Below are 26,252 nucleotides of genomic sequence, written 5' to 3'. Positions count from 1 at the left end.
TTCGTTCCGTTGTACTACCGAGTGAGGTGTTCGATGAGTACCAGCTTCTGGAAATCCGGGCATGTGCCCACGCTGTTCGCCGCATTTCTGTATTTCGACCTCAGCTTCATGGTCTGGTACCTGCTGGGCCCGCTGGCGGTGCAGATTGCTGCCGACCTGCAACTGAGCGCACAACAGCGGGGCCTGATGGTGGCCACGCCGATCCTGGCCGGGGCAATCCTGCGCTTTGCCATGGGCATTCTGGTCGACCGCCTGTCGCCCAAGACGGCTGGCCTGATCGGCCAGGTCGTGGTCATCGTCGCCCTCGCCGCAGCCTGGTACCTTGGCGTACACAGCTATGAACAGGCCCTGCTGCTCGGCGTGTTCCTGGGCTTTGCCGGTGCGTCCTTCGCCGTCTCGCTGCCGCTGGCCTCACAGTGGTACCCGCCACAGCACCAGGGCAAGGCCATGGGCATCGCCGGCGCCGGCAACTCCGGCACGGTGTTCGCGGCCCTGCTGGCACCGGCACTGGCAGCGGGCTTTGGCTGGAACAATGTGTTCGGCTTTGCGCTGATCCCGCTGTCACTGGCGCTGGTGGTGTTCGCCCTGTTGGCGCGCAATGCCCCGCAACGGCCCAAGCCAAAAGCCATGGCCGACTACCTCAAGGCACTGGGCGACCGTGACAGCTGGTGGTTCATGTTTTTCTACAGCGTTACCTTCGGCGGCTTCATCGGCCTGGCCAGTGCCCTGCCCGGCTACTTCAGCGACCAGTACGGCCTGAGCCCGGTCACCGCCGGTTACTACACCGCCGCTTGCGTGTTCGCCGGCAGCCTGATGCGCCCGCTTGGCGGCGCCCTGGCTGACCGTTTTGGCGGCATCCGCACCCTGCTGGGCATGTACGGCGTCGCCGCCATCTGCATTGCCGCCGTCGGCTTCAACCTGCCCTCTGCCGCGGCCGCACTGGCGCTGTTCGTCAGCGCCATGCTCGGCCTGGGTGCCGGCAATGGCGCCGTGTTCCAACTGGTGCCCCAACGCTTCCGCCAAGAAATCGGGGTAATGACCGGTCTGATCGGCATGGCCGGTGGCATCGGCGGCTTCCTGCTGGCGGCCGGGCTTGGCACCATCAAGCAGCACACTGGCGACTACCAACTGGGGCTGTGGCTGTTCGCCAGCCTGGGCCTGCTGGCCTGGTTCGGCCTGCACGGGGTGAAACAGCGCTGGCGCACCACCTGGGGCTCGACTGCAGTCACTGCAGCGCGGGTCTGAGGCACGCCGATGAGCCTGCAACTGAGCTTTGCCCAGGCCAGCGCCACCGGGCCGCGCGCGGAAAACCAGGACGCCCTGCGCCTGGTGACACCGGCACCAGAACTGGCCGCCAGCAAAGGCTACCTGTTCGCGCTGGCCGACGGCGTCAGCCAATGTGCCGACGGCGGCCTGGCGGCACGCGCCAGCCTGCAGGCACTGGCCCTGGATTACTACGCCACGCCGGCCACCTGGAGCGTGGCCCAGGCCCTCGACCGTCTGCTGCTGGCGCAAAACCGCTGGTTGCGCGCCCAGGGCAGCGGCCAGCCGTTGTTGACCACGCTTAGCGCGCTGGTGTTGCGCGGCCGACGCTTTACCCTGGCCCATGTAGGCGACTGCCGGGTGTACCGCTGGCACGGGGGGACGCTGCAATGCCTGAGCGAAGACCATGTCTGGGACCAACCGGGCATGCAGCATGTACTGAAACGGGCACTGGGCCTGGACCAGCACCTGCTGGTGGATTACCTGGAAGGCGAGCTGCAACCGGGTGAATGCTTCCTGCTGCTCAGCGACGGGGTCTGGGCCAGCCTGGGCGAACAGCACATCCAGGCCGTGCTGCGCGAGCAAACTGACCTGCAACTGGCCGCCGACACCCTGGTGGCCAGTGCGCACCTCAACGGCAGCAAGGACAACGCCAGCGCCTTGCTGGTGCAAGTCGATCAACTGGGCACGGCCAACCTGGGCGATACCCTGGCGCAACTGCAACAATGGCCAGTGCCCGGCCCGCTGCGCGAAGGCCAGGTGATCGACGGCTGGCAGGTCGAAACACTGCATGCGCACAGCCGCCAGTCCTTGCTGTACAAAGTGCGCGATAGCCAGAACCAGCCTTGGCTGCTCAAGACCCTGCCCCAGGCACGCGAACAGGAACCGGGGGCGGCACAAGGGCTGTTGCTGGAAGAGTGGTTTCTGCGCCGCATCGCCGGCCGGCACTTCCCCGAGCTACACACCGCCAGTCAGCGTCAGCACCTGTACTACGTGATGCGCGAATATCCCGGCCGAAACCTGGCGGCGTGGCTGGCCGAACAAGGCCCGCTGCCCTTGCCGCAATGGCTGGAAGTCGCCCGGCAACTGCTGCAGGCAGTCGGTGTGCTGCATCGGCGCAACTTGCTGCACCGCGATATCAAGCCAGACAACCTGCACCTGGGCCGTGATGGCCAGCTGCGCCTGCTGGACTTCGGCCTGGCTTATTGCCCGGGCCTGTCCGAAGACCCGCTGCACGAGCTGCCCGGCACACCCTCGTACATCGCCCCGGAAGCATTCGAAGGCCACCCGCCCAGCCCGCGTCAGGACTTGTATGCAGTGGGCGTGACCCTGTACCACCTGCTGACCGGACACTACCCGTACGGCGAGGTAGAGGCCTTTCAGCGCCCGCGCTTCGGCCAGCCGGTCAACGCCGCGCGCTACCGACCCGACCTGCCGGAATGGCTGCAGCACAACCTGCTGCAGGCCGTGGCGAGCGACCCGGCGCAGCGCTTCGAAACCGCCGAACACTGGTTGCTGCTGCTCGAGCGCGGCGACCGCCAGGAACTGCCCAGCCGACCCCGGCCGCTGCTGGAGCGCGAGCCGCTGAAGGTGTGGCGCACCCTGGCCCTGTTGTCGTTGCTGATCAATCTGATACTGCTGTTCACCCTGCTCAAGGGCTGAACGCACCTTGCCGATGAGGAAACCCTGATGAATGCAAAAGTATGGCTGGTCGGTGCCGGCCCTGGTGACCCTGAACTGCTCACCCTCAAGGCCGTGCGTGCGTTGCAGCAAGCCACCGTGGTCATGGTCGACGACCTCGTCAACCCGGCAGTGCTCGAGCATTGCCCGCAGGCCCGCGTAATGACCGTGGGCAAGCGCGGCGGCTGCCGCTCTACACCGCAAGCGTTCATTCAGCGCCTGATGCTGCGCCACGCGCGACAGGGCCGTTGCGTGGTGCGGCTCAAGGGCGGCGACCCTTGCATCTTCGGCCGTGGCGGTGAGGAGGCACTGTGGCTGCAGGGCCATGGCATCGAAGTGGAGGTGATCAATGGCATCACCGCCGGCCTGGCCGGGGCCACGCAGTGCGGGATCCCCTTGACTTCACGGGGCGTGAGCAGAGGGGTGACGCTGGTGACGGCGCACACCCAGGACGATAGCGAGCTGAACTGGGCAGCCTTGGCTCAGGGCGGGACAACACTGGTGGTCTACATGGGGGTGGCGCGGCTGGAACAAGTGCGCCAAGGATTGCTGGCAGGGGGCATGGCGCCGGGAATGCCGGTGGCGATGATCGAAAATGCCTCGTTGCCGCAGCAGCGGGAGTGCAGAAGCGATGTGCAGGGAATGGTGGAAGCTGCGCGGGCGTTTGGCTTGCGTAGCCCGGCAATCCTGGTGATTGGAGAGGTGGTGGGAGAGCAACAGGCTGTGGGGCGGATCGCAATCGCAGGCTAACAGCAGGAACAGCCTTCGAGGCCGGTTAAACCCCAGGCAAAGAAAAACCCGGCCGAGGCCGGGTTTTTCGTGAAGCTTCAAACCAATTACTTGGCCTGGGCTTCTACCTGAGCTTCAACGCGACGGTTGATAGCACGGCCTTCTTCGGTGGCGTTGTCAGCAACCGGACGGGTTTCGCCGTAGCCAACCGAGTCAACACGGCTGGATTCTACGCCGTACTGCTGGGTCAGCACTTGCTTGACAGCGTTGGCACGACGCTCGGACAGCTTCTGGTTGTAAGCGTCTGGACCCACGGAGTCAGTGTGACCTTCAACCACGGTGGTGGTTTGTGGGTACTGCTTCATGAAGTCAGCCAGGTTTTTGATGTCGCCGTAGCTGTTAGGCTTGACGACCGACTTGTCGAAGTCGAACTTGACGTCCAGCTCAACGCGAACGACTTCGGCAACAGCCGGGCAGCCGTCGGCGTCAACGGTAACGTTGGCCGGGGTGTCTGGGCACTTGTCGACGTTGTCGCACACGCCATCGTTGTCGGAGTCGGAGCAGACTTCAGCAACTGGAGCAGGAGCAGCTTCAGCTTGCTTCGGGCTACCGCCGAAGTTCAGGCCAACACCAACGCTCGGGGCCCACTCGGTGTCGCCCTGGTCGATGTTGTACTGAGCTTCTACGCCGGCACGGGCATAGAACATGTCGGTGATGTACCACTTGGCGCCAGCGCCAACGTTGGCGAAGGTGGAGTGGTCACGACCGCCACGGCCGGTCTGGCCCAGCGACTGGTGCGAGAAACCAGCGGAAACGTACGGACGGATGGCGTCGTACGGGTTGTTGAAGTGGTAAACGGCGTCCAGGGCGGTGTTCGAGCCCTTGATGTTCTTGCCGTCTTCGCCACGAGCGTTGTGCACTTCGTCGTAGCCCAGACGCAGCTCTACGTCGTCGGTCAGGAAGTAACCGATCGAGCCGCCGAACAGGTTGCCGTCGTTCTTGAAGTCGCGCTGGCTGTCGAAGAATTCTTTCTTGTAGAAGATTTCAGTCTCGACGGCGCCTTGACCTTGTGCCATAGCGCCAATCGAAGTGGCGGCTACAAGCGAACCAATGGCCAAGCCCAAGGTGTTTTTCAATTTCATCCGTTAAATCCCCATCTGGTGATAGTTAAGCAGTCCCACCACAAACAAGAGGGACAACTCGACGGCGAGTCTAGCAGAACTCGCCGGTTCGTTAGAGATATTTGCCCGCCCCTAAGTTTCATCAAGGCCGGCAAATTTCTCCCGAAGCTTGTCTAGCGCGCGCTTGTAACGCATTTTCGTCGCGCTCAGGCCCATGTGCATGATGTCGGCAATTTCCTGAAATTCCAGCTCTGCGACAAAACGCAGCACCAGAATTTCCCGGTCAATCGGGTTCACATGCACCAGCCACTTGTCCAGCCCGCCTTTTTCTTCCGGCTTTGGAGCCTTGTCCTCGGACGCCTCTTCAACAGGGTCCAGACTCAAGGCATCCATCAACCGACGTTTGCGGCGCTCCTTGCGGTACTGGGTAATGCACTCGTTGTAGGTGATGCTGTAGAGCCAGGTCTTGAACTTCGACTTACCCTCGAAGTTTTTCAGCCCGTACAGCACTTTCAGCATCACTTCCTGACAGACATCGTCCGCGTCACGGTCGTTCCCCAGATAACGCGCACAGACGTTGAACAGGGTCCGTTGGTAGCGCCGCATGAGCTCTTCATAGGCGCGGGTAACGTGGTACAGCTCCTCATGCGAACGCGCCACCAACTCTTCGTCTGTGAGCTCGCGGGGGTCATAGCGCATGGGCGGCGAATGAACTTTATTCAAAACGGATCTGGCCGACAGTCAGGTCAATGTCGCCGCGCGACCCCGTGGGTCGAATTTCGCGGCGGCATACATTAACAGCTTTTGTGCGGTTAGCGGCTATTGACGCGCTGTTCAAGCAGCTCGCGGTTAGACAGCGACACCAGTTCGCCATCATCGGTCAGCAGCGTCGTCTTCACCGTACCGATCTCCTCGATATGCCCTTCGACCTCTCCAATCCGCACCTGCTGGCCCACTTGGTATAGCTCGCGCACGTAGATGCCGGCCAGGATCTGCCCGGCAATTTCGCGACTGCCAAGGCCCATGGCCAAGGCAACGGCCAGACCAACGGTAATCAGCCCGATAACGATGACGTGGTTCAGCAGGTCGGTTTTCACTTCCAGCTGGCTGATGGCCACCGAGATGCTGATGATGATCACAAGGCCTTGGGTGATACGCCCCAGGCCTGCCGAGTATTCCAGGCCGATACCTTCGGCAGCGCCACGCACCAGGCCGTTGGCCACCTGCGCCAGCAGCACGCCGGCCAGCAGCACCAGGGCCGCGCCGAACACTTTGGGCAAGTACAGGGCGAGCATGTCGAGGGTTGCCGAAACCCGCTCCAGGCCCAGCGATTCGGCGGCCGAGACCAGGAAGATGAGCAGCACGAACCAATAGACGATCTTGCCGATCAGGGTCGAGATTGGCACCTGGATGCCGCCCCGACCGAGCATTTTGGTGAGGCCGGTACCGGCCATCAGGCGGTCCAGGCCAAATTTGGCCAACAGTTTGGACAGCAGCGTGTCGAGCAGCTTGGCCACCACGAAACCGAGCAGCACCACGACCAGCGCGCCGAACAGGTTGGGGATGAAGTTCGCTACCTTGGTCCAAAGGGCTGTCATCGCGGTGACCAGGCTCTGGGTCCAGAGATCGAGTTCCATATTCAATCGGCCTTATCTGCTTTGCTGCCGGGGGCAGCGTTGCGGGAAGAGTGTCGACGCACCGGCGCAACATGCGCCGAGCCATTGTTCACGGCAATCAGCAGCGCCTGGCTCCAACGGCCAAGCAGGCTGAACAGATCACCCGCGCCAACCTGGCGGTTGGCGGTTTTCAGCACGCGACCCAGGCAAGCGGCGTCGTCCCGGTCGTCCCGGTCATTGCCGGAGGGTGACGCCTTGAGCAGGTCGCGCAGGGATTCTTCAAACGGATCGTGCATGGGCACCTCGCGCAGTGTCAGCAAGAGACGAGACGGCCGGGCGACGGGTCACACATCCTGTTGGCACGACGGTTTCAAATTGCACCGCTATACCCATCGCAACCGCCGGAACAGCCACCACTGCCCCACGGCCAACCCCAGCACGACGATGCAGGCGAACAGGAAGCCCAAAGGGTTTTCCGCCCCGGGGATGCCGCCGACATTGATGCCCAGCAGCCCGGTGACAAAGCTCATGGGCAGGAAGATGCAGGTGATGATGCCAAAGCGGTACATGGTGCGGTTCATCCGCTCGCTGCGCCGCCGGTCCTCGCTTTCCAGCACCAGCGCAGCGCGTTCGCGGGCCAGTTCCAGCTCTTCGAGGTAGCGGATCAGGCTGTTGTTGAGTTCATTCCAGTAATCGGCGTCGGCATTGGCGAACCAGCTCCATTTGCTGCGCGACAACTGCGCGTAGATTTCCCGTTGCGGGGCGAGAAAGCGGCGCAAGCCAGCGGCACGGCGGCGAATCTGCTGCAGGCTGCCCTGCTCCGGGGCATACCGCTCGTCGGATTCGACCTTTTCTTCCTCCAGGTCGACGAGCTCGGCCAGGTCGCTGACCAGGCCCTGGACCTTTTCGGTGAGCAACTCACCCATCAACAACAACAGTTCCGAGGCCGATTTCGGTCCCCTGCCCTGTTCCAGCAGCTGGAGAATTTCATCGCTGGCGCGCAACGGCCGCAGGCGCAGCGAGATAACCCGCTGCGCCTCGGCGAAGATGCGTACCGAAACCATGTCTTCGGGCTCGGCACCCGGGTTGAGGTTGACCCCCCGCAGGAACAGCAACAGCTGTTCGTCCGCCATGGGCAGCAGGCGCGGGCGGGTGTTTTCTTCCAGCAGCAGCTCGCAGGCGAACTCGCTCAGGCCGCTGTCGTGCAGCAGCCAGGAGCGGGTTTGCGGATGGCTGCGATCCCAGTGGAGCCACAGGCTCTGCTCCGGTTGCAACTGCAGGTCGTCCAGTTCGGTACGGGCAATAGAACGCGCGCCGCCTTTGCCATCGAGCACCAGGGCATGCACCAGCCCCCACTGCGCGTTGTCTTCCTCGAACATCAAAGCTCCATCAGCGCGTGCTGCGCATTACTCCGGCATTTTCAGCGGGCTCGGCGAGACCAGCACGCCATTGTTGTCGGCATACACATATTCGCCCGGGCGGAAGGTGACCCCGGCGAAGGTCACCACCACGTTGAGATCGCCGATACCGCGCTTGTCAGTCTTCATTGGGTGGCTGGCCAGGGCCTGCACGCCAACGTCGGTCTGGATCAGCACGTCGACATCACGCACACAGCCGTAGATCACCAAGCCTTCCCAACCGTTTTTTGCGGCTTTTTCGGCGAGCATGTCGCCCAGCAGCGCACGGCGCAGCGACCCCCCGCCATCGACCACCAGCACTTTGCCCTTGCCGTCGAGTTCGACCTGCTCCTTGACCAGCGAATTGTCCTCGAAACACTTGATGGTAACGATCTGGCCACCGAACGAATCGCGGCCACCGAAATTGCTGAACATCGGTTCCAGCACTTGTACCAGGTCCGGGTAGGCGTCACACAGGTCGGGCGTTACGTAATGCTGCATGGGAAGCTCCTGTCAGTCACAACGAAAGCGGGTATCGGCCAAGGCTACACCTTGGAGGCTGTCGCAGTCATCCGGGACCGGGCAGTCATTTGTATTCATCCTGCACCGGGCCTTCCACGCGTGACCCGTTCCTGCACAGGAACGCGCCGTTATCCAGGTGTAGGAGCGGGTTTACCCGCGAATACGGTAGCGGCGTCAAAGGTGAACGGCCGGTGGAGATTGGCCAGCAGGGCCGGCCTCTTCGCGGGTAAACCCGCTCCTACACGACGGCCTGTGTCCAACCCCCGATGTGCGTCCACCACCAATCCGGTGTAGGAGCGGGTTTACCCGCGAATACGGTGGCGGCGGCAACGGTGAACGGCCGGAGGAAATTGGCCAGCAGGCCCGGCCCTTTCGCGGGTAAACCCGCCCTTACGGCGGCCTGTGTCCACCCCCCGATGTGCGTCCACCACCAATCTGTGTAGGAGCGGGTTCACCCGCGAAGAGGCCATAACAGGTACAGCAAACTCAGCTGGCAGGCACAGGTTCCGCAACGACAGTGGACGCATGCACCGGCAGCAGCGGGTTGCGCAGCCAGCGCTCCACCAGCGGCCACACCTGCACCTGCGCGGCCTTGCTCACCAGCATGTCGACATGCCCAAAGGCCTCGAAACCTTCTTCACGACCCAGCCGCAGGAACTGCTTGCGCTCGCCGCCCAACTGCTCGAACAGCTTGCGACAGGCCCACACCGGGTCCTGGAAGTCCCCTGCACCGGCCACTGCCAGCAGCGGTACATCCACTTCAGCCAGCCCTGCCCACCAATCGTTCTGCTTGTCGCCAAAGCGCCCGAACAGGCCGTGCCAGCGCATGCTCTCCAAGGCGAGGCCTATCGGCTCGTCTTCAGGCCCACGCTTGAAACGTGGCCCGGATATCTGTCCCCAACGCTTGAGCACCAGCTTCGCGCCCCAAGCCAGCGGCGGCACTTTCAATGGCCAATAGACACGGCTGATCTGGGTACCGAACAACGCCACACTGGCGACTTGCCCAGGCGCCAGGAAGCCGCCACCCAGTGCTGCCGCCAATGTCGTCCCCCCCAGCGAATGGCCCACCCAGTGCGGCGCCTGGCCCGATTGCTCGCGCACGAAGGCGTTGATCAGCGGCAGGTCATCACGGGCGTAGGCAGCAACACTGTTGTGCTTCCAGGCAAGGTTGCGCGGCGACAAGCCATGGCCTCGCATTTCCGGGATCCAGACATCGAAACCGGCGCGCGCAAGGTAGGCACCCAGGCCAACCCCTTTGGGCGAATACCAGAATCGCCGATTGGAAAAACTGCCGTGCAGGAGAATGACCGGCACGCCTTGGGCCTGCCCTTGGTCGGCCAGTCCCAGACGGGTGATGGCGAGCTCGACGCTGGGGTCCGGGCCATTACCGGCCTTGATCCGATACACGTCTTCGCTGAGATCGCCGCGGCGCTCGGCACTGAGCAGGGCCACGGGAAATAAAGTGCTGCTGCTTTGCATAAGGTTGCTTGGTGCACAAAAAAGGGCGGGGTCCATTGCTGGAGCTCGCCCTGGAAAAAACCAGGCAGGAGGACGCCAGACGTCCCCCCGCGTTTTACTGCATCAGGCCGCGCCTTGGCCTTCGGCCAGGAAGAACCAGGTCTCGAGTACCGAGTCCGGGTTCAGCGAGACGCTTTCGATGCCCTGCTCCATCAGCCACTTGGCCAGGTCCGGGTGGTCCGATGGGCCTTGGCCGCAGATGCCGATGTACTTGCCAGCCTTGTTGCAGGCGGCAATGGCGTTGGCCAGCAGCTTCTTCACCGCAGGGTTACGCTCGTCGAACAGGTGGGCAATGATGCCCGAGTCACGGTCCAGGCCCAGGGTCAGCTGGGTCAGGTCGTTAGAGCCGATCGAGAAGCCGTCGAAGTATTCCAGGAACTCTTCGGCGAGGATGGCGTTGGACGGCAGTTCGCACATCATGATTACGCGCAGGCCGTTGTCGCCACGGGCCAGGCCGTTTTCGGCGAGCAGGTCGACAACCTGGCTGGCTTCGCCCAAGGTGCGCACGAACGGCACCATGATCTCGACGTTGGTCAGGCCCATTTCGTTGCGCACACGCTTCAGTGCACGGCACTCGAGCTCGAAGCAGTCACGGAACGATTCGCTGATGTAGCGCGACGCACCGCGGAAGCCCAGCATCGGGTTTTCTTCTTCTGGCTCGTACAGCTTGCCGCCGATCAAGTTGGCGTACTCGTTGGACTTGAAGTCCGACAGGCGCACGATGACCTTTTTCGGGTAGAAGGCCGCCGCCAGGGTGCTGATACCCTCGACCAGCTTCTCGACATAGAAGCCGACCGGGTCGTTGTAGCCGGCAATGCGCTTGTCGACGCTGTCTTTCAGGTCGGCAGGCAGGCCCGCGTAGTTCAGCAGTGCCTTGGGGTGCACGCCGATCATGCGGTTGATGATGAACTCCAGGCGTGCCAGACCGACACCGGCGTTGGGCAGCTGGGCGAAGTCGAAGGCGCGGTCCGGGTTGCCGACGTTCATCATGATCTTGAACGGCAGTTCCGGCATGGCATCGACCGAGTTCTGCTTGATGTCGAAGCCCAGCTCACCTTCGAAGATGAAGCCGGTGTCGCCTTCGGCACAGGAAACGGTCACGCCCTGGCCGTCTTTCAGCACCTGGGTAGCGTTGCCGCAACCGACAACCGCCGGGATACCCAGCTCACGAGCGATGATCGCCGCGTGGCAGGTACGGCCACCGCGGTTGGTGACGATGGCACTGGCGCGCTTCATCACCGGTTCCCAGTCAGGGTCGGTCATGTCGGAGACCAGTACGTCGCCCGGCTGGACCTTGTCCATTTCCGAGACGTCGTTGATGACGCGAACCTTGCCGGCGCCGATACGCTGGCCAATGGCACGGCCTTCGACCAGCACGGTGCCTTTCTCTTTGAGCAGGTAGCGTTCCATGACGTTGGCGCTGGAACGGCTCTTCACCGTCTCAGGGCGGGCCTGGACAATGTACAGCTTGCCGTCGTCACCGTCCTTGGCCCACTCGATGTCCATCGGGCGCTGGTAGTGCTGCTCGATGATCATGGCCTGCTTGGCCAGCTCGCTGACCTCGGCATCGGTCAGGCAGAAGCGTGCGCGCTCGGCGCGGTCGACTTCGACGGTCTTGACCGAACGACCGGCCTTAGCCTCGTCGCCGTAGATCATCTTGATCGCCTTGCTGCCCAGGTTACGGCGCAGGATGGCCGGGCGGCCGGCCTGCAGGGTGTTCTTGTGCACGTAGAATTCGTCAGGGTTGACTGCACCCTGTACGACGGTTTCGCCCAGGCCATAGGCGCCAGTGATGAACACCACGTCGCGGAAGCCCGACTCGGTGTCGAGGGTGAACATCACCCCGGCAGTGCCGGTTTCCGAGCGGACCATGCGCTGCACGCCGGCAGACAGGGCCACCAGCTTGTGGTCGAAGCCCTGGTGCACGCGGTAGGCGATGGCGCGGTCGTTGAACAGCGAAGCGAACACTTCCTTGGCCGCGCGGATCACGTTATCGACGCCGCGGATGTTGAGGAAGGTTTCCTGCTGGCCGGCGAACGAGGCGTCCGGCAGGTCTTCAGCGGTAGCCGAGGAACGCACGGCAACGGCCATGTTGTCGTTGCCGGCGGCCATTTCGGCGAAGGCCGTACGGATTTCCGAATCCAGGCGTGGCGGGAATTCGGCTTCCATGACCCACTGGCGAATCTGCGCGCCGGTCTTGGTCAGGGCATTGATGTCGTCAACGTCCAGCGCGTCGAGCGCGGCGTGAATGCGGTCGTTCAGCCCACTCTGCTCGAGAAAGTCACGGTACGCCTGAGCCGTAGTGGCAAAGCCGCCCGGCACCGACACGCCGGCACCGGCGAGGTTACTGATCATCTCGCCCAGGGATGCGTTCTTGCCCCCCACATGCTCCACATCATGGACGCCGAGCTTATCGAGGGAAACTACGTACTCTACCAAGGTGATCTCTCCACTAACTGTGTTGGAAAAGCTCAAAAGGCGCCCGCCTGTCTTCTATGACTTGGCCGGGCGTTTGTGGCCTGTACCTGGAAAATAGGCGCTGCAAATGTGGCAGAATGTCGACAGCCGCATTCGGCAAACCGAACTTATCATATCCAAGAATCGTCATCAGCTTAAGGCCCAGATCGCAAATGAAACGAACCGCGTTCTTCATCTCCGACGGCACCGGTATCACTGCCGAAACCCTGGGCCAGAGTTTGCTCGCGCAATTTGAGAGCATTCCCTTCAACAAATTCACCCGTCCTTACATCGATTCGCCGGACAAAGCGCGGGCCATGGTCCAGCAAATAAACGCTGCGGCCGAGCGGGATGGGGTCCGCCCGATCATCTTCGACACCATTGTCAACCAGGACATCCGCGAGATCCTGGCGACGTCGAATGGCTTCATGATCGACATCTTTTCTTCGTTTTTATCCCCACTTGAGCAGGAATTGATCGCCCATTCGTCGTATTCCGTGGGCAAATCCCACTCGATTGGTGGCAATTCCAACTACATGGAACGCATCGAGGCGGTGAATTTCGCCCTGGATAACGACGATGGTGCACGCACCCACTACTACGACAAAGCCGACCTGATTCTGGTTGGCGTGTCGCGTTGCGGCAAAACCCCAACCTGCCTGTACATGGCCATGCAGTTCGGCATCCGTGCCGCCAATTACCCGCTGACCGAGGACGACATGGAGCGCCTGCAGCTGCCGGCGGTGCTGAAAAAGCACCACAGCAAGCTGTTCGGCCTGACCATCGACCCCGACCGCCTCACCGCCATCCGCCACGAACGCAAGCCCAACAGCCGTTATTCCAGCTTTGCCCAGTGCGAATTCGAAGTGCGTGAAGTGGAAAGCCTGTTCCGCAGGGAGAACATTCCCAATATCAATTCCACGCATTTTTCGGTGGAAGAGATTTCCGCCAAGATCCTGGTCGAAAAAGGCGTGGAGAGACGGTTCAAGTAACGGCCCCGCCCCCCCTGTAGGAGCGGGTTTACCCGCGAAAGGGCCGGCCCTGCTGGCCAATCTCCAGCGGCCGTTCACCGTTGCCGCCGCCACCGTATTCGCGGGTAAACCCGCTCCTACACGGAGGAGAAAACGCATCAGGGGTTGGGCCCAGCTCGGTGGTTTGGCACAGGTCGCTGTAGGAGCGGGTTCACCCGCGAAAGGGCCAGCCCAGGCATACAAAAAAAGCCCCGGCATCACTGCCGGGGCTTTGTTTTACCTCACCACAAGGCTCAGGACGGCACCACCGCTGCCTGCCCGCTCATGGCCAGGTCGACCAGCTCGCGGTTGGCCACCGCGTACATCGCATAGTCAGTGCCCGTGGCATTGCGCAGGTCGTCGAGCATGGCGCGCCAACGCTCCACCATTCCCCGATGCTGCTCTGACCACAGCGCCACGCGGGCATCCATGTCTTGCGGTGCATCGGCCATCTGCAGGACCGAAATGGTGATCGCCCGCTGCTGCAAGTCGATATCGTCGCGGAATGCCTCGCGCGCCAGCGCCTGCCAGTTGTTTTCCACCGGCAGGTTGCTGATTTCCTGCAGGTACCAGGTCAGGTCCAGCGCGCTGCCCACGGCGAAGAATGCCTTGGCCACCTGCGCAGGCTCATGGCCGGTAACGTCGGCCGCTTCAATGATCGGCAGCAGGGTGTACAGGTGGCTGGTACCCGCCACCATACGCGCCAGCAACTCCGGCACACCGGCGTCGACAAAGCCTTGGTAGCGCACCATCCAGCGTTCGCGGGTGGGGCCTTCGAGCAGCTCATCCAGCTTCAGACCCAACTGCGCAATCTTCGGCCCGAAGTGCGCGGTATCGCGCCCGGCGTCCTGTTCGTTACGGCGGCTTCGCAGGAACCAGCGGGTGGCACGGCGGCCCAGGCGCATCAGCTCGTCCATCAGGGTAAGCTGGATTTCCGCCGGCACCTGATAGTCCAGCGCCTCGATCTGGCGGAACCAGTGCGGCAGGTGGAAGATGTCGCGCACGATCACGTAAGCACCGGCCACGTTGGCCGGGCTCATGCCGGTCGACTCCTTCAGGCGCTGGACGAAGGTGATACCCATGTTGTTGACCAGGTCGTTGGCGATCTGGGTGCTGACAATTTCGCGCTTCAGGCGGTGGCGGCGCATGGCCTCGGCGAACTTGCTGACCAGGGACGGCGGGAAAGCGGTTTCCATGTCACGGGTCAGGTAGTCGTCGTCCGGCACCAGCGACTTGAGCAGTTGCTCCTTGAGGTCGATCTTGCTGTACGAGATCAGCACCGACAGCTCGGCGCGGGTCAGGCCGTGGCCGGCAGCCAGGCGTTCGGCCAACTGCTCTTCGGACGGCAGGAATTCGATGGCACGGTCCAGCTTGCCCCGCGCCTCGAGGTCGGCCATCAGGCGCTTGTACTCGGCAATCCGCTCGCGGGCGCGGCGGGCAGCCAGCGACAATGCCTGGGTCTGCTTGTAGTTGTTGCCCAGTACCAGCCCGGCGACTTCGTCGGTCATGCTGCCCAGCAGCTGGTTGCGCTGCTTCTCGGTCATGTCGCCACCCTGCACCACTTCGTTGAGCAGGATCTTGATGTTGACCTCGTGGTCGGAGCAGTCCACGCCGCCGGCGTTGTCGATGAAGTCGGTGTTGGTGGCGCCGCCGTTCAGGCCGAACTCGACGCGGCCAAGCTGGGTCATGCCCAGGTTGCCGCCCTCGCCCACCACCTTGCAGCGCAGTTCGTTACCGTTGACCCGCAGCGCATCGTTGGCCTTGTCGCCGACATCGGCGTGGCTCTCCGTACTGGCCTTGACATAGGTCCCGATGCCACCGTTCCACAGCAGGTCTACCGGGGCCTTGAGCAGCGCATTGAGCAACTCGGTCGGGGTCAGGCGGTCGGCTTCGATGGCGAAGCGCTCTTTCATCTGCGGGCTGATGGCGATGCTCTTGGCACTGCGCGGGAAGATCCCGCCGCCTTCGGACATGATGCTGGTGTCGTAGTCGCTCCAGGCCGAGCGCGGCAGGTCGAACAGGCGCTTACGTTCAGCGAAGCTGGAAGCGGGCTCCGGGTTGGGATCGATGAAGATATGCAGGTGGTTGAACGCGGCCACCAGTTGCAGCTTGTCGGACATCAGCAGGCCATTGCCGAACACGTCGCCGGCCATATCGCCCACACCAATGACGGTGATCGGGTCTTCCTGCACGTTGATGCCGCGCTCGCGGAAGTGGCGCTGCACGCCCACCCAGGCACCGCGCGCGGTAATGCCCATCTTCTTGTGGTCATAACCGGCCGAGCCGCCGGAAGCAAAAGCATCGCCCAGCCAGAAACCGTAGTCGATAGCGATGCCGTTGGCGATGTCGGAGAAGGTCGCGGTGCCTTTGTCGGCCGCTACCACCAGGTACGGGTCGTCATCGTCATGGCGCACCACGTTGGCCGGCGGCACCACGCCACCGTCCTTGAGGTTGTCGGTGATGTCGAGCAGGCCGGAAATGAAGATGCGGTAGCACGCCACGCCTTCGGCGGCAATCTCGTCACGGCTGCCGCCCAGCGGCAGGCGACGCGGCAGGAAACCACCCTTGGCGCCGACCGGCACGATGACCGAGTTCTTCACCTGCTGGGCTTTCACCAGCCCCAGCACTTCGGTACGGAAGTCCTCTTCGCGGTCGGACCAGCGCAGGCCACCACGGGCAACGTTGCCAAAGCGCAGGTGCACGCCCTCGACGCGTGGCGAATAGACGAATATCTCGAACTTTGGCACCGGTTTGGGCAGTTCGGGGATCAGCTTGGGGTTGAACTTGAAGCTGAAGTACGACTTGTTCTGGCCGTTTGCGTCGGGCTGGTAGAAGTTGGTACGCAGGGTGGCCTTGATCAAGTCCAGGTAGCGCCGCAGGATGCGGTCTTCGTTGAGCACCTGCACGTCGTCCAGGGCGCTCAGGATGGCCTGTTCCAGGCGCTGCTGCTTGTCGTCAAGGTCGTCCTGGGTAAGCTTGCGCGCCAGGTAGAAGCGGGTCTTGAACAACCGGGTCAGCTCACGGGCGATGTCGGTGTGGTTGTTCAGGGTGCTGGCGATATAGCCCAGATCGAAGCCCAGACGGATCTGTTTCAGGTAACGGGCGTAGGCACGCAGCAAGGCCACGTCGCGCCACGGCAAGCCGGCGGTGAGCACCAGGCGGTTGAAAGCGTCGTTCTCGGCGTCACCACGGACGATGTGGATGAAGGCGTCCTGCAGGGTGTCGTTGAGCTGCTGGATGTCCAGGCTCAGGCCTTCGCTGTAGGTGAAGGCGAAGTCGTGGATCCAGTATTCACGGCCATTGGCATGGCGCAGGCGATACGGGAACTCGCCGAGCACGCGCAGGCCGAGGTTTTCCAGGATCGGCAGCACGTCGGACAGCGCCAGCGGGGTGTCGGCGTGGTACAGCTTGCAGTGCAGGATGCGCTCGCCCACCTGGGTCAACGGCTGGTAGAAGCTCATTGCCAGCGGCTTGCTTTCCGACAGGTTCAGCACATGCTGCAGGTCGACCACCGCCGAGTGCGCGGCGAAGCGCTCGCGGTATCCGGCCGGGAAGCCTTTGGGGAAATCGGCGAGGATGTTGGTGCCTTGGGCTTCGCCGAAGTTCTCCACCACCAGTGCCGAGTAGTCGTCATGCCACGAGCGGCAGGCCTGGATGACTTCGCGTTCCAGCTGCTGCGGGTCGATGTCGATACGGTTCTTGGGGTCGACCCGCAGAATCAGTTGCACACGGGCCAGTACCGATTCGGAGAAGAAGGTCCAGAACTCGCAGTCGCTGGCCTTCAGGCGCTCCATCAGCACCTGCTGGATCTTCTGCCGCACTTCGGTGGAGTAGATTTCCCGCGGGACGTAGGCCAGGCAGTAGCAGAAGCGGCCATACGGGTCTTTGCGCAGGAACACGCGGATCTTGTTGCGCTCCTGGATCTGCACGATTGCCATGACCGTGCTGAACAGCTCGTCGATCGGCGTCTGGAACAGGTCGTCGCGCGGCAGCACTTCCAGCACCTGGGCCAGTTCCTTGCCCAGGTGGGCCTTGGGATCGAAGCCCGAACGGCGCTCGACTTCGGCCACCTTCACGCGGATGTACGGAATGGCATGCACGCTTTCGCCATACACCGACGAGGTGTACAGCCCCATGAAGCGGTGCTCCTTGATGACCTTGCCGTCGGCGTCCAGCTGGCGGATCGACACATAGTCCGGGTAGGCCGGGCGATGCACGCGGCTGGGCAGCGCAGCCTTGGCGAACGACAGCAGCAGCGGCTCGTTTAGGTAGGCCACAGCGTAGTCTTCGATGCGCAGCTCTTCTGCGGTCAGGCCCACGCGCAGACGGCGCGGCAAGCCGAGGAACGACTGCTCGTCGTAGACCATCTGGCCGCCATCGGCGTCGCCCTTGACGGTGAATTCTTCATAGCCCAGGAAGGTGAAGTGGTTATCCAGCAGCCACTCGAGGAAGGCCTTGACTTCGCCCTTCTCGTTTTGGGCAGGACCAAAGCCGGTCTGTTCCACCTGCGCCACCACTTCACGCAGCTTGGCCTTCATCGGCTCGAAGTCGGCCACCACCACCCGTACCTCGGCCAGCACCTGCTCGATCTCGCGGGTCAGCACTGTCAGCTCGGCGGCATTGGCGCAGCGGTCGATCTCCAGGTACATCAGTGACTCGTAGCGCACGCCCTCGCCCTGGGTGCCCTTGGGCAGCAGTTCCAACAGCTCGCCCTTGGCGCCACGGCGCACGCTGAGCACGGTGGTTTGCAGGGTGTGGATGCTGTAGCCACGGCGGTTGAGCTCGGTACGCACCGAGTCGACCAGGAACGGCAAGTCATGGTGCAACACTTCGACCACGGTATGGGTCGACTGCCAGCCATTGCGTTCGTAATCAGGGTTGTACACCCGCACTTGCGGGTATTCGGGGTCGAAACGCTCGATGATGCGCCAGGCTGAAAGGGTGCAGCCGGCCAGGTCGGAAAGCCTGCGCTGGGTGAGTTCGTCCAGAGAGATGATGCCGAAGAACTGCTCGGCGAACAGCGCCACTTGTGGCAGGGACTGCTCGCTGATGTGCTGCGCCAGGGCCGCTTGCAGTTGATGCTGGAAGTCGGCTTTGCTGGCTGCGGTGAAGAACGCCATCTGTGGTACTCCGCTTGGGCTTTGTAATAATTGAAGCGTCGCTGCGTGCGCCGTGTACGGATCAACGATAGCCAACCCGTGGCATGACGGACGGTAAAAACCAGACGTTGAACGTGCGCAGGCACGCCCAGGGCTCGCCGAAGCTTAACGACTGATCGGTCATCTACGCTTGCAGCGCTGCGACAATTTCGGTCAAGGGGCGGTAACTTTACGTTTATACCTGTACGCAAGACTGTCAGAATTCCCTTCCGTTTCCTTTGACCCGAGCCTGCTCATGCAAATCAACACCGCCCTGCTGTTCGCCACCCCTTGCGATGACGAGGAAGACAACATGGCGACCCTGTGCTGCCACAGCGACAAGGGTCAGATGTTCCTGCTTACCCGTTACCCGGACGAGGACACCGTCGACCTGACGCTGGATGACGAGCCGTCGACGCTGGATGGCCTTAAAGTGACCCTGAGCGCCAAGCGCCTGCTGATCGAAGTGGCGGCCGGCGACCGGGACGCGCTGAAGGGGGATGAAGCACTGGAAATCAACCTGACCAGCGAGCTGAGTGACATGGATGAAGTGAAGGAAACCCTGGAGAACATCCTGGCCGGTACTGGAACCTTGGTCTGCGAGCTTTGAACCCTGCCCCTGCCTAGTGGGAGCGCGGTCCCTGTGGGAGCAACTGTCTTGCTCAACTTCTAAAAGCTGGCGCGATCCCTGTGGGAGCGGCCTTGTGTCGCGATAGGGCCGCGCAGCGGCCCCAGGATCTCGACATCATGCATAGATTGCTGGGGCCGCTTTGCGCCCCTATCGCGACACAAGGCCGCCCCCACAATGATCAGGCCAGCGCCTGTTGCATCTCTTTGGCCTGCACCCGCAACGCCTCGCAAAACGGCTCCACCGCTGCCGATGCCGGCCGATGGTCCGGGCGTATCAGCATCACCTGATAGGGCACCGAAACCCGTAACCTGCGGATCGGCAACCCGCCTTGCGCCGCCTCCAGCCCGCTCAGTGGGTTGATGATCGCCACCCCCAGGCCTTGCCTGACCATGGCGCACACCGAAGCGGCACTGGTGGTCTCGATGACCGTGCGGCGGTTAACCCCGGCCGCACGAAAGTGCTGATCCAGACGCTGGCGGTAGGTATCCAGGCTGGCCAGGTTGATGAAATCGACCTCATGGAAATCACTCAGCTCCAGTTCAGCCTTCACCTGCATCGGGTGATGCTCGGGCAACACGCACACCATGTTGGCACTGAACAGCAATTCACCATACGCGCCGCGCGGTATCTGTTCGACTTCAGTCAGGCCAAGGTCATGCTGCTGGGCAACCAGTGACTCCTCCAGCAAAGGCGACTCCTGCGCCAGAATGCTCACACTCACGCCGCTGTGCTGCTGGTGAAAGCGCTGGCAGGCCTTGGGCAACAAGGTTTGCGAGAACAGCGGCAGGCAGGTGATGGCCAGCCGGCCCTGCTCGAAGTTGCGGATGGCCTGGGCAAAGCGATCGATCCGCTCCAGCCCGACGTAGGCGCGCTCGACCTCTTCGATCAACAGCAGCGCCTGGGCCGTCGCCACCAGGCGCCCGCCCTCGCGCTCGAACAGGTTCAGGCCAGTCACCTGCTCCAGCCGCGCCAGTTCGCGGCTGACAGTCGGCTGCGAGGTGAACAGCAGGCGCGCCGCACCGGTGACACTACCAGCGGCCATGATGGCGCGGAACACTTCGATGTGGCGGACGGACAGTTTCACGGCAGCACCCGGTGAGTCGACAATGGGTATATCAGATATGAATGACTGGCAGAAAAATAGCTATTTTTCTGAATCCACGCTTTGATTCATCCTCGTGGCCTTCCTTATCCGAGTAGCGCCACCATGACCGCACCCTTCACCCTTCTGGCCGAGGCGGTTCGCCAGCACGGCTCGCCGCTTTGGGCGTACGACGCCAGCACCATCGCCGAGCGTGTCGAGCAGTTGAACGTATTCGACACCGTGCGCTTCGCCCAGAAAGCCAACCCCAACCTGCATGTGTTGCGCCTGATGCGCGCCCATGGCCTGGTGCTGGACGCCGTGTCGCTGGGTGAGATGGAACGGGCCTTCGCCGCGGGTGCGAGCGTGGACGGTGACCCTGCCGGCGTGGTGCTGACCTGCGACGCGCTGGACCGCCCCACCCTGGAGCGCGTGGTGGCGTCAAAGATCGAAGTCAATGCCGGCTCCATTGACATGCTGCGCCAACTGGGTGAACGCTCGCCCGGCCACCGCGTGTGGATCCGCATCAACCCGGGCTTCGGCCATGGTCACAGCCGCAAGACCAATACCGGCGGCGAAAACAGCAAGCATGGCATCTGGCACGAAGAGCTGGACGAGGCGCTGGCGTGCATCAAGGCCCATGGCCTGCACCTGGTGGGCGTGCACATGCACATTGGTTCCGGGGTGGACTACCAGCACCTGGAACAGGTGGCCCGCTCGATGATCGAGCTGATCGGCCGCCTGGGCGTGGACATCGAGGCGTTCTCCATCGGCGGCGGGCTTTCCACGCCTTACCGCAGCACCGACAAACCGGTCGACCTGCAGCGTTATGCGCAGACCTGGGCGGTGGCGCGCAAGGAGATCGAAGCGATGCTCGGCCACCCGGTGCGCATGGAGATCGAACCCGGGCGCTTCCTGGTGGCGGAGTCGGGCTACCTGGTGGCCGAAGTCCGTGCCGTGAAACAGGTGGGGCGCAATACCTTCGTCATGATCGATGCCGGCTTCAACGACCTGATGCGCCCGGCGATGTACGGCGCCTACCACGGCATGACCCTGCTCGATGCCGATGGCCAGGCAGTAGATCGCCCGCGCCAGCCGACCGTCGTGGCCGGGCCGTTGTGTGAATCGGGTGACGTGTTCACTCAGGATGACCAGGCGCTGACCCCGCAGGACCTGCCTCAGGCACAGGTGGGCGACCTGCTGGTGATCCACGATGCCGGGGCCTATGGCGCGTCGATGTCGTCGAACTACAACAGCCGGCCGCTGCTGCCGGAGTTCCTGATCGAGAACGGTGCCCTGCGGATGATCCGCCGGCGCCAGACGGTGCAGGACCTGCTGAGCCTGGAGGCCGGGTTCTAACCACTGCCCTGCAAGCCTGCACGACTCTTTGTGGGAGCGGCCTTGCGTCGCGATAGGGCTGCACAGCAGCCCCACAAATGTAGCCGTGATGCCGAAACCCGGGCCGATTTGCGGCCCAATCGCGACGCAAGGCCGCTCCCACAGGGTGTGTGCTCGCGGTCCTTGCAATAAGCCCCGCCTCTCGCGACAATGCGATCAATTCCCATTAATATTGCGGTCTTGACGCCATGGCAACGCTCGATCCCCAGGCCCTGCACGAGCTGTACAGCGAAAACAACAGCTGGCTGAAGGGCTGGCTGCGCGCCCGCCTGGGCAACGCCGCCGACGCTTCCGACCTGGCGCACGACACGTTCTTGCGGGTAATGACCGCGCGTAACCCGTTGCCGATCCGTGAGCCGCGCAGCTACCTCAGCGCTATCGCCCGCGCCCTTCTGATAGACAAAGCTCGCCGTCGCATCATCGAAAAAGCTTACCTGCAGGCGCTGGCCCTGCGTCCGGAACCGGTAGAGGTGTCGCCGGAGGTGCGCTTGTCCATCATAGAGATGCTGGTGGCCGTGGACAGCCTGCTCGACGAACTCGGCGCCAAGACCCGCGCCATCTTCCTTGCCGTTCAACTCGAAGGCCTGACCTACGGCGCTGCGGCCGAGCGCTTCGGCGTGTCGATCACCACCGTGAAGAATCACCTGATCAAGGCCATGACTCGCTGCCTGCTGGCAGTCGAAGGCTGACGCCCATGGATCTCAAGACACTCGAAGCCGCTGCCACCTGGTATGTTCAGCTCAACGACGGCGCCAATAGCGAGGCCCGCACCCAGGCCTGGCGACAGTGGCTGCAGGCCAGCCCCCTGCACGCAGCCGCCTGGGCGCGGGTAGAAAAGCTGCAGCAGCAATGGGCCATGGTGCCGCCGCAGGCGGCGCTGTCCGGCCTTGGCGCGGCCCAGGCGCAGCGGCGTGACGTGCTGAAAGTGCTGGGCCTGCTGATGGCCATGGGGGGCGGCAGCTGGCTGGCGGCCGAGCAGGTGCCCTATCGTGCCTTGCTGGCCCAGCACAGTACCCGCAGCGGCGAGCGCCGCGCCCTGCACCTGGAGGATGGTTCACAGCTGGAACTGAACGTGGATACCGCGCTGGATGTGCGCTACGCCACAAAGGTGAGGGCGATTCAGCTGTATCAGGGGGAAATTCTGGTGCGTCCGGTCAGCGATCGTCAGCAGCGCCCGTTTATCGTGCACACCGATGACGGCAGCGTACTGGCCCGCAGTACCGCGCTCAGCGTCCGCAAACTGGCGCAGGAGACCCGCGTGGGTGTGCTTGAGGCCAGCGTCGAAGTTCGCCCCCTGCGCCACCCTGATCGAGTGCTGCGACTGCACGCTGGCCAGCAAGTGAGTTTTGATCAGGATGTCGTCCTCGACGCCCATGCCCTCCCCGCCGATTCCACGGCCTGGTTGCAAGGCATGCTCAGCGTGAACGACTGGCGCCTTGGCGATTTCCTCGAAGAACTGGGGCGCTATCGTCCAGGTGTGCTGCGCTGTGCCTCGTCGATCCAGGCCATGAGCATTTCCGGTGCGTTCCGCATTGACGACACCGATATCGCCCTGGCCAACCTGCCGAAAACCTTGCCCGTGAAAGTGCGCTACTTAAGCCGCTACTGGGTGAGTGTGGAGCCCGCCTGAGCAACTGCGGGAAAACTTTCGCCGCAATCTTGCTGATTTCTATTCTCGTCCGTCCCTGACACAAGCCGCGACGACAGCGACTTTCTGCCATGACTCGGAAGGACCACGAAATGCCACACCTGCACCCTACCCCAGCAACCAAGCTCAGCCAGGCCGTCCGCCTGGTGCTGTTCGGCATGTCCCTGGCCAGCGCGCCCGGCCTGCTGCTGGTGCCTGCCCAGGCAATGGCCCAAAGCCAGGCCACCTACCATGTCCCCGCTGGCTCACTGGGCAACGCCATCACCCAGTTTGGCGTACAGGCGGGTGTGACCATTTCGTTCGACACCGCACAGACGCGCAACCTCGACAGCGCGGGCCTGGAAGGCAGCTTCAGTGTCGAGGAAGGTCTGGCGCGGCTGCTGGGCAACAGTGGCCTGCAGGCGCAGCGTCAGGGTAATGGTGGCTATGTGCTGGTCGCTGCGCAAAACGGCTCGGCCATGGAACTGGCGCCGATGAACATCGACGCCAACCGCCTGGATGCGACCAGCGAAGGCACCCAGTCCTACGCCGCCCGTGCCATCACCATCGGCAAGGGCGTACACACGCTGAAAGAAACCCCGCAGTCGGTCACCGTGATGACCCGCAAGATGCTCGACGACCAGAACCTCAACACACTGGAGCAGGTACTGGACAAGACCCCGGGCATCACCGTGTATGACTCGCCCATGGGCGGCAAGTATTTCTATTCCCGTGGTTTCAACCTGGATGGCCAGTACCAGTACGACGGCGTGCCCTTGGACGTGGGCGGCAACTACGTGCAGGCCAACAGCTTTTCCAGCGACATGGCGTTCTATGACCGCGTCGAGGTGCTTAAAGGTGCGGCCGGCATGATGAAAGGCTCTGGCTCCTCCGCCGGGGGCGTCAACTTCGTGCGCAAACGGGGGCAGGAAAAAGCCGCCACCACCGTCACCCTGTCAGCCGGCAGCTGGGACAACTACCGCGGGCAAGTGGACGTGGGCGGCCCGCTGAACGCGTCGGGCACCGTGCGGGGGCGCGCCGTGGCGACGCTGCAGGACCGCCAGTACTTCTATGACACGGCCAAGCGCCAGGACCAGATACTGTACGGCGCCATCGACTGGGACGTCACGGCCGACACCACCGTGGGCGCTGGCCTGGCTTACGAGGATGTCGATGCCACCCCTTGCTACGCCGGCCTGCCACGCTACGCCGATGGCAGTGACCTGAAGCTGTCGCGCTCCACCTGCCTGGGGGCCAGCTGGAACGACATGCAAAGCCAGCGTATTACCGGCTTTGCCGACCTCAAGCACCGCTTCAACGATGACTGGACCCTGAACTTCGCCTCGATCTACACCCACAACACCCAGGACATCGAATACGCTTATTCCGAAGGCACGGTACCCGTCGGCGCCAGCACCGCCAGCATGAACGTCCGGGCCGGCCGTTTCGACTACGACCAGGACGACTACGGCTTCGATAGCTATGTCGATGGCAAGTTCGAGGCGTTCGGCCTGCAGCACGAGCTGATCATGGGTGTCAACGCCAGCCGACAGAAAACCCATGATTACTTCGCGCTGATGCTGCTGGACGGCAAGCAGGACCCGTTCAACCCATCCGCGAACTTCACACACCCGTCCAAGGCCGATTACCTGGTCAACCCGAGCCGCGGTGGCAGTGTGCCAACCGATACCACTACCACCCAGTACGGCACTTACGCCAACCTGCGCCTGAAACTGGCAGAGCCACTGACCTTGGTGCTGGGCGCGCGGGTCAGCTGGTACCGTAACAAGAGCGACTCCTATACCCAGTTCTACGATTACTGGGTGCATAATCGCAGCCAGGAAAACGGTCAGGTCACGCCGTTTGCCGCCGTGCTGTACGACCTGAACGAGCAGTGGACCGCCTATGCCAGCTACGCCGACATCTTCCAGCCACAGAGCGACAAGGTGAATGCCGAGCGGCAGGCGTTACAGCCAAAGACCGGCGCCAACTATGAAGTCGGCATCAAGGGCGAGCTGCTCGACGGCGCGTTGAACACCTCCTTCAACCTGTTCCGCACTGTCGAGAATCACCGCGCAGAAACGGACTACGTCGATACCTGCCCCTCAGGCGACGGGTATTGCTACAACGACAGCGGCAAGGTACGCGCACAGGGGTTCGAAGCCGAGATCAGCGGCTCGCCGATCGAGCGGTTGCAGCTGTTGGCGGGCTACACCTACACCCAGACGAAGTACCTGAGTACCATCGAAGACACTGACCCGACCGAGCTGACCTTCACCTCCAGCTTCATCCCACGGCACATGCTCAAGGTATGGGGTGACTACCAGCTGGGCGGTGCTCTGGAGCGCTGGACCCTCGGCGCAGGCCTGAACAGCCAGAGCGAGAACTTCCGAACCACCGGCACTACCCGTGTCGAGCAGGCGGGCTACACCGTGTGGAACGGCCGTGTGCAGTACCGCCTCGACCCGAACTGGACTGTCGCGCTCAACGGCAACAACCTGTTCGACAAGAAGTACTACGCCACCATCGGCGCGCCGGCGTGGGGCAACTTCTATGGTGAACCGCGCAATTTCATGGTGACATTGCAAGGGGCGTTCTGAAGTACTTTCCGGGGAACGATCGGGCCGCTTTGCGGCCCTGTCTGGATGCGGACCGTATTTAAAATAGCGACCAGGGTGGCGCCTCCACCCAGTAACGATGGGCCTGCCCCGTGACAGCGGACGGGTTGACGTGAAAGGCGATGAAAACCCTGGTAACGTCAACGATACCGCTTAATCAGAAATTTCCTACGCACCTATCGGAAGCGCAATGCTCCTTTGAGAAGTGATTCCTCGCTAGTGTCCAGCCTCGGGTCGAATGCAACGCTTGCATGCATTTGATGATCATCCCTGCTCGCTGGAGCTATACATGGACTCGTTGAAAGAAACCCTCGAACTGTGCAGGCGCATCACCTCCGGCTACCGCCCGGCCCTGCGCAACAGCCCCGTCGCCGACTGCACCCGCCGCTTCGAACTGCTGCCCCTGCGCTACGCCGCCGTCGGCGGCAACCCGGCACAACGTGCCC

19 protein-coding genes are annotated in these 26,252 nt (G+C 62.8%); 9 read left to right on the top strand and 10 right to left on the bottom strand.

The window, feature by feature from the left end:
• Positions 1-33: 33 nt before the first annotated feature.
• From BJQ17_RS17395 to cobA, 3 genes are read left to right on the top strand one after another with little or no spacing between them, the layout of a single operon-like run.
• Positions 34-1,245, top strand: a complete 1,212-nt coding sequence (locus tag BJQ17_RS17395; protein ID WP_019752136.1) for a NarK/NasA family nitrate transporter — start codon at positions 34-36, stop codon at positions 1,243-1,245.
• Between the two features lie 9 nt (positions 1,246-1,254).
• Positions 1,255-2,925: a bifunctional protein-serine/threonine kinase/phosphatase gene (locus tag BJQ17_RS17390; protein WP_070096378.1), complete on the top strand. Its 1,671-nt coding sequence runs from the start codon at positions 1,255-1,257 to the stop codon at positions 2,923-2,925.
• Positions 2,926-2,952: 27 nt separating this feature from the next.
• Complete coding sequence (gene cobA / locus BJQ17_RS17385) at positions 2,953-3,693, top strand: uroporphyrinogen-III C-methyltransferase (RefSeq protein ID WP_070096377.1); 741 nt, start codon at positions 2,953-2,955, stop codon at positions 3,691-3,693.
• A gap of 86 nt (positions 3,694-3,779) precedes the next feature.
• Here cobA and BJQ17_RS17380 read toward each other — a convergent pair whose 3' ends face one another.
• The 8 genes from BJQ17_RS17380 to ppsA form a co-directional block, all read right to left on the bottom strand.
• Positions 3,780-4,814, bottom strand: coding sequence for an OmpA family protein (locus BJQ17_RS17380; protein ID WP_003248667.1), 1,035 nt, complete (start codon positions 4,812-4,814; stop codon positions 3,780-3,782).
• 111 nt (positions 4,815-4,925) lie between these two features.
• Positions 4,926-5,492: an RNA polymerase sigma factor SigX gene (sigX, locus tag BJQ17_RS17375; protein ID WP_003248665.1), complete on the bottom strand. Its 567-nt coding sequence runs from the start codon at positions 5,490-5,492 to the stop codon at positions 4,926-4,928.
• 113 nt (positions 5,493-5,605) lie between these two features.
• A complete protein-coding gene (locus BJQ17_RS17370; protein WP_003248659.1) occupies positions 5,606-6,430 on the bottom strand; it encodes a mechanosensitive ion channel domain-containing protein in 825 nt (274 codons plus the stop codon).
• A gap of 2 nt (positions 6,431-6,432) precedes the next feature.
• Positions 6,433-6,705 (bottom strand): hypothetical protein, encoded by a 273-nt coding sequence (locus BJQ17_RS17365; protein ID WP_003248657.1) that lies wholly within the window; start codon positions 6,703-6,705, stop codon positions 6,433-6,435.
• An 87-nt stretch (positions 6,706-6,792) separates the two neighbouring features.
• Entirely contained in the window at positions 6,793-7,788 is a 996-nt protein-coding gene (locus BJQ17_RS17360) for a zinc transporter ZntB (protein ID WP_003248655.1), read from the bottom strand.
• 27 nt (positions 7,789-7,815) lie between these two features.
• Positions 7,816-8,307 carry a ribonuclease E activity regulator RraA gene (gene rraA, locus BJQ17_RS17355; protein WP_003248652.1) on the bottom strand — a complete coding sequence of 164 codons (492 nt, stop codon included), beginning with the start codon at positions 8,305-8,307 and terminating at the stop codon, positions 7,816-7,818.
• Positions 8,308-8,814: 507 nt separating this feature from the next.
• Positions 8,815-9,807 carry an alpha/beta fold hydrolase gene (locus BJQ17_RS17350; protein WP_256559808.1) on the bottom strand — a complete coding sequence of 331 codons (993 nt, stop codon included), beginning with the start codon at positions 9,805-9,807 and terminating at the stop codon, positions 8,815-8,817.
• A gap of 102 nt (positions 9,808-9,909) precedes the next feature.
• Positions 9,910-12,285, bottom strand: a complete 2,376-nt coding sequence (gene ppsA, locus BJQ17_RS17345) for a phosphoenolpyruvate synthase (protein WP_003248638.1) — start codon at positions 12,283-12,285, stop codon at positions 9,910-9,912.
• Between the two features lie 191 nt (positions 12,286-12,476).
• Between ppsA and BJQ17_RS17340 the strand changes: the two genes are divergently transcribed.
• The gene (locus BJQ17_RS17340; RefSeq protein ID WP_003248634.1) at positions 12,477-13,295 is read left to right on the top strand and encodes a pyruvate, water dikinase regulatory protein; all 819 of its coding nucleotides are present in this window, start codon (positions 12,477-12,479) and stop codon (positions 13,293-13,295) included.
• A gap of 272 nt (positions 13,296-13,567) precedes the next feature.
• Here the strand turns inward: BJQ17_RS17340 and BJQ17_RS17335 are convergent, their stop codons facing one another.
• Positions 13,568-18,433, bottom strand: a complete 4,866-nt coding sequence (locus BJQ17_RS17335) for an NAD-glutamate dehydrogenase (RefSeq protein WP_004576879.1) — start codon at positions 18,431-18,433, stop codon at positions 13,568-13,570.
• A gap of 274 nt (positions 18,434-18,707) precedes the next feature.
• Between BJQ17_RS17335 and BJQ17_RS17330 the strand changes: the two genes are divergently transcribed.
• Positions 18,708-19,061 carry a hypothetical protein gene (locus tag BJQ17_RS17330; RefSeq protein ID WP_003248629.1) on the top strand — a complete coding sequence of 118 codons (354 nt, stop codon included), beginning with the start codon at positions 18,708-18,710 and terminating at the stop codon, positions 19,059-19,061.
• 199 nt (positions 19,062-19,260) lie between these two features.
• On the opposite strand, the gene BJQ17_RS17325 is transcribed toward BJQ17_RS17330, so the two are convergent.
• A complete protein-coding gene (locus BJQ17_RS17325; RefSeq protein ID WP_070096375.1) occupies positions 19,261-20,166 on the bottom strand; it encodes a LysR family transcriptional regulator in 906 nt (301 codons plus the stop codon).
• Positions 20,167-20,289: 123 nt separating this feature from the next.
• Here BJQ17_RS17325 and lysA point away from each other — a divergent pair, with 123 nt between their 5' ends.
• The 4 genes from lysA to BJQ17_RS17305 all read left to right on the top strand — a co-directional run bounded on the left by lysA (position 20,290) and on the right by BJQ17_RS17305 (position 25,788).
• A complete protein-coding gene (lysA, locus tag BJQ17_RS17320) occupies positions 20,290-21,522 on the top strand; it encodes a diaminopimelate decarboxylase (protein ID WP_019752142.1) in 1,233 nt (410 codons plus the stop codon).
• 227 nt (positions 21,523-21,749) lie between these two features.
• On the top strand, positions 21,750-22,250 hold the full coding sequence (locus tag BJQ17_RS17315; RefSeq protein ID WP_014859059.1) for a sigma-70 family RNA polymerase sigma factor: 501 nt from the start codon (positions 21,750-21,752) through the stop codon (positions 22,248-22,250).
• A 5-nt stretch (positions 22,251-22,255) separates the two neighbouring features.
• Entirely contained in the window at positions 22,256-23,191 is a 936-nt protein-coding gene (locus BJQ17_RS17310; protein WP_070096374.1) for a FecR domain-containing protein, read from the top strand.
• A gap of 110 nt (positions 23,192-23,301) precedes the next feature.
• Positions 23,302-25,788 (top strand): TonB-dependent receptor, encoded by a 2,487-nt coding sequence (locus tag BJQ17_RS17305; protein ID WP_070096373.1) that lies wholly within the window; start codon positions 23,302-23,304, stop codon positions 25,786-25,788.
• Positions 25,789-26,252: the final 464 nt, after the last annotated feature.

The organism is Pseudomonas sp. NBRC 111139 (genome assembly GCF_001753955.1).
GTDB classification, from domain to species: domain Bacteria; phylum Pseudomonadota; class Gammaproteobacteria; order Pseudomonadales; family Pseudomonadaceae; genus Aquipseudomonas; species Aquipseudomonas alloputida.
The sequence above is the reverse complement of the archived record's forward strand: the minus strand, read 5'-3'. Positions and strand labels throughout refer to the sequence as shown.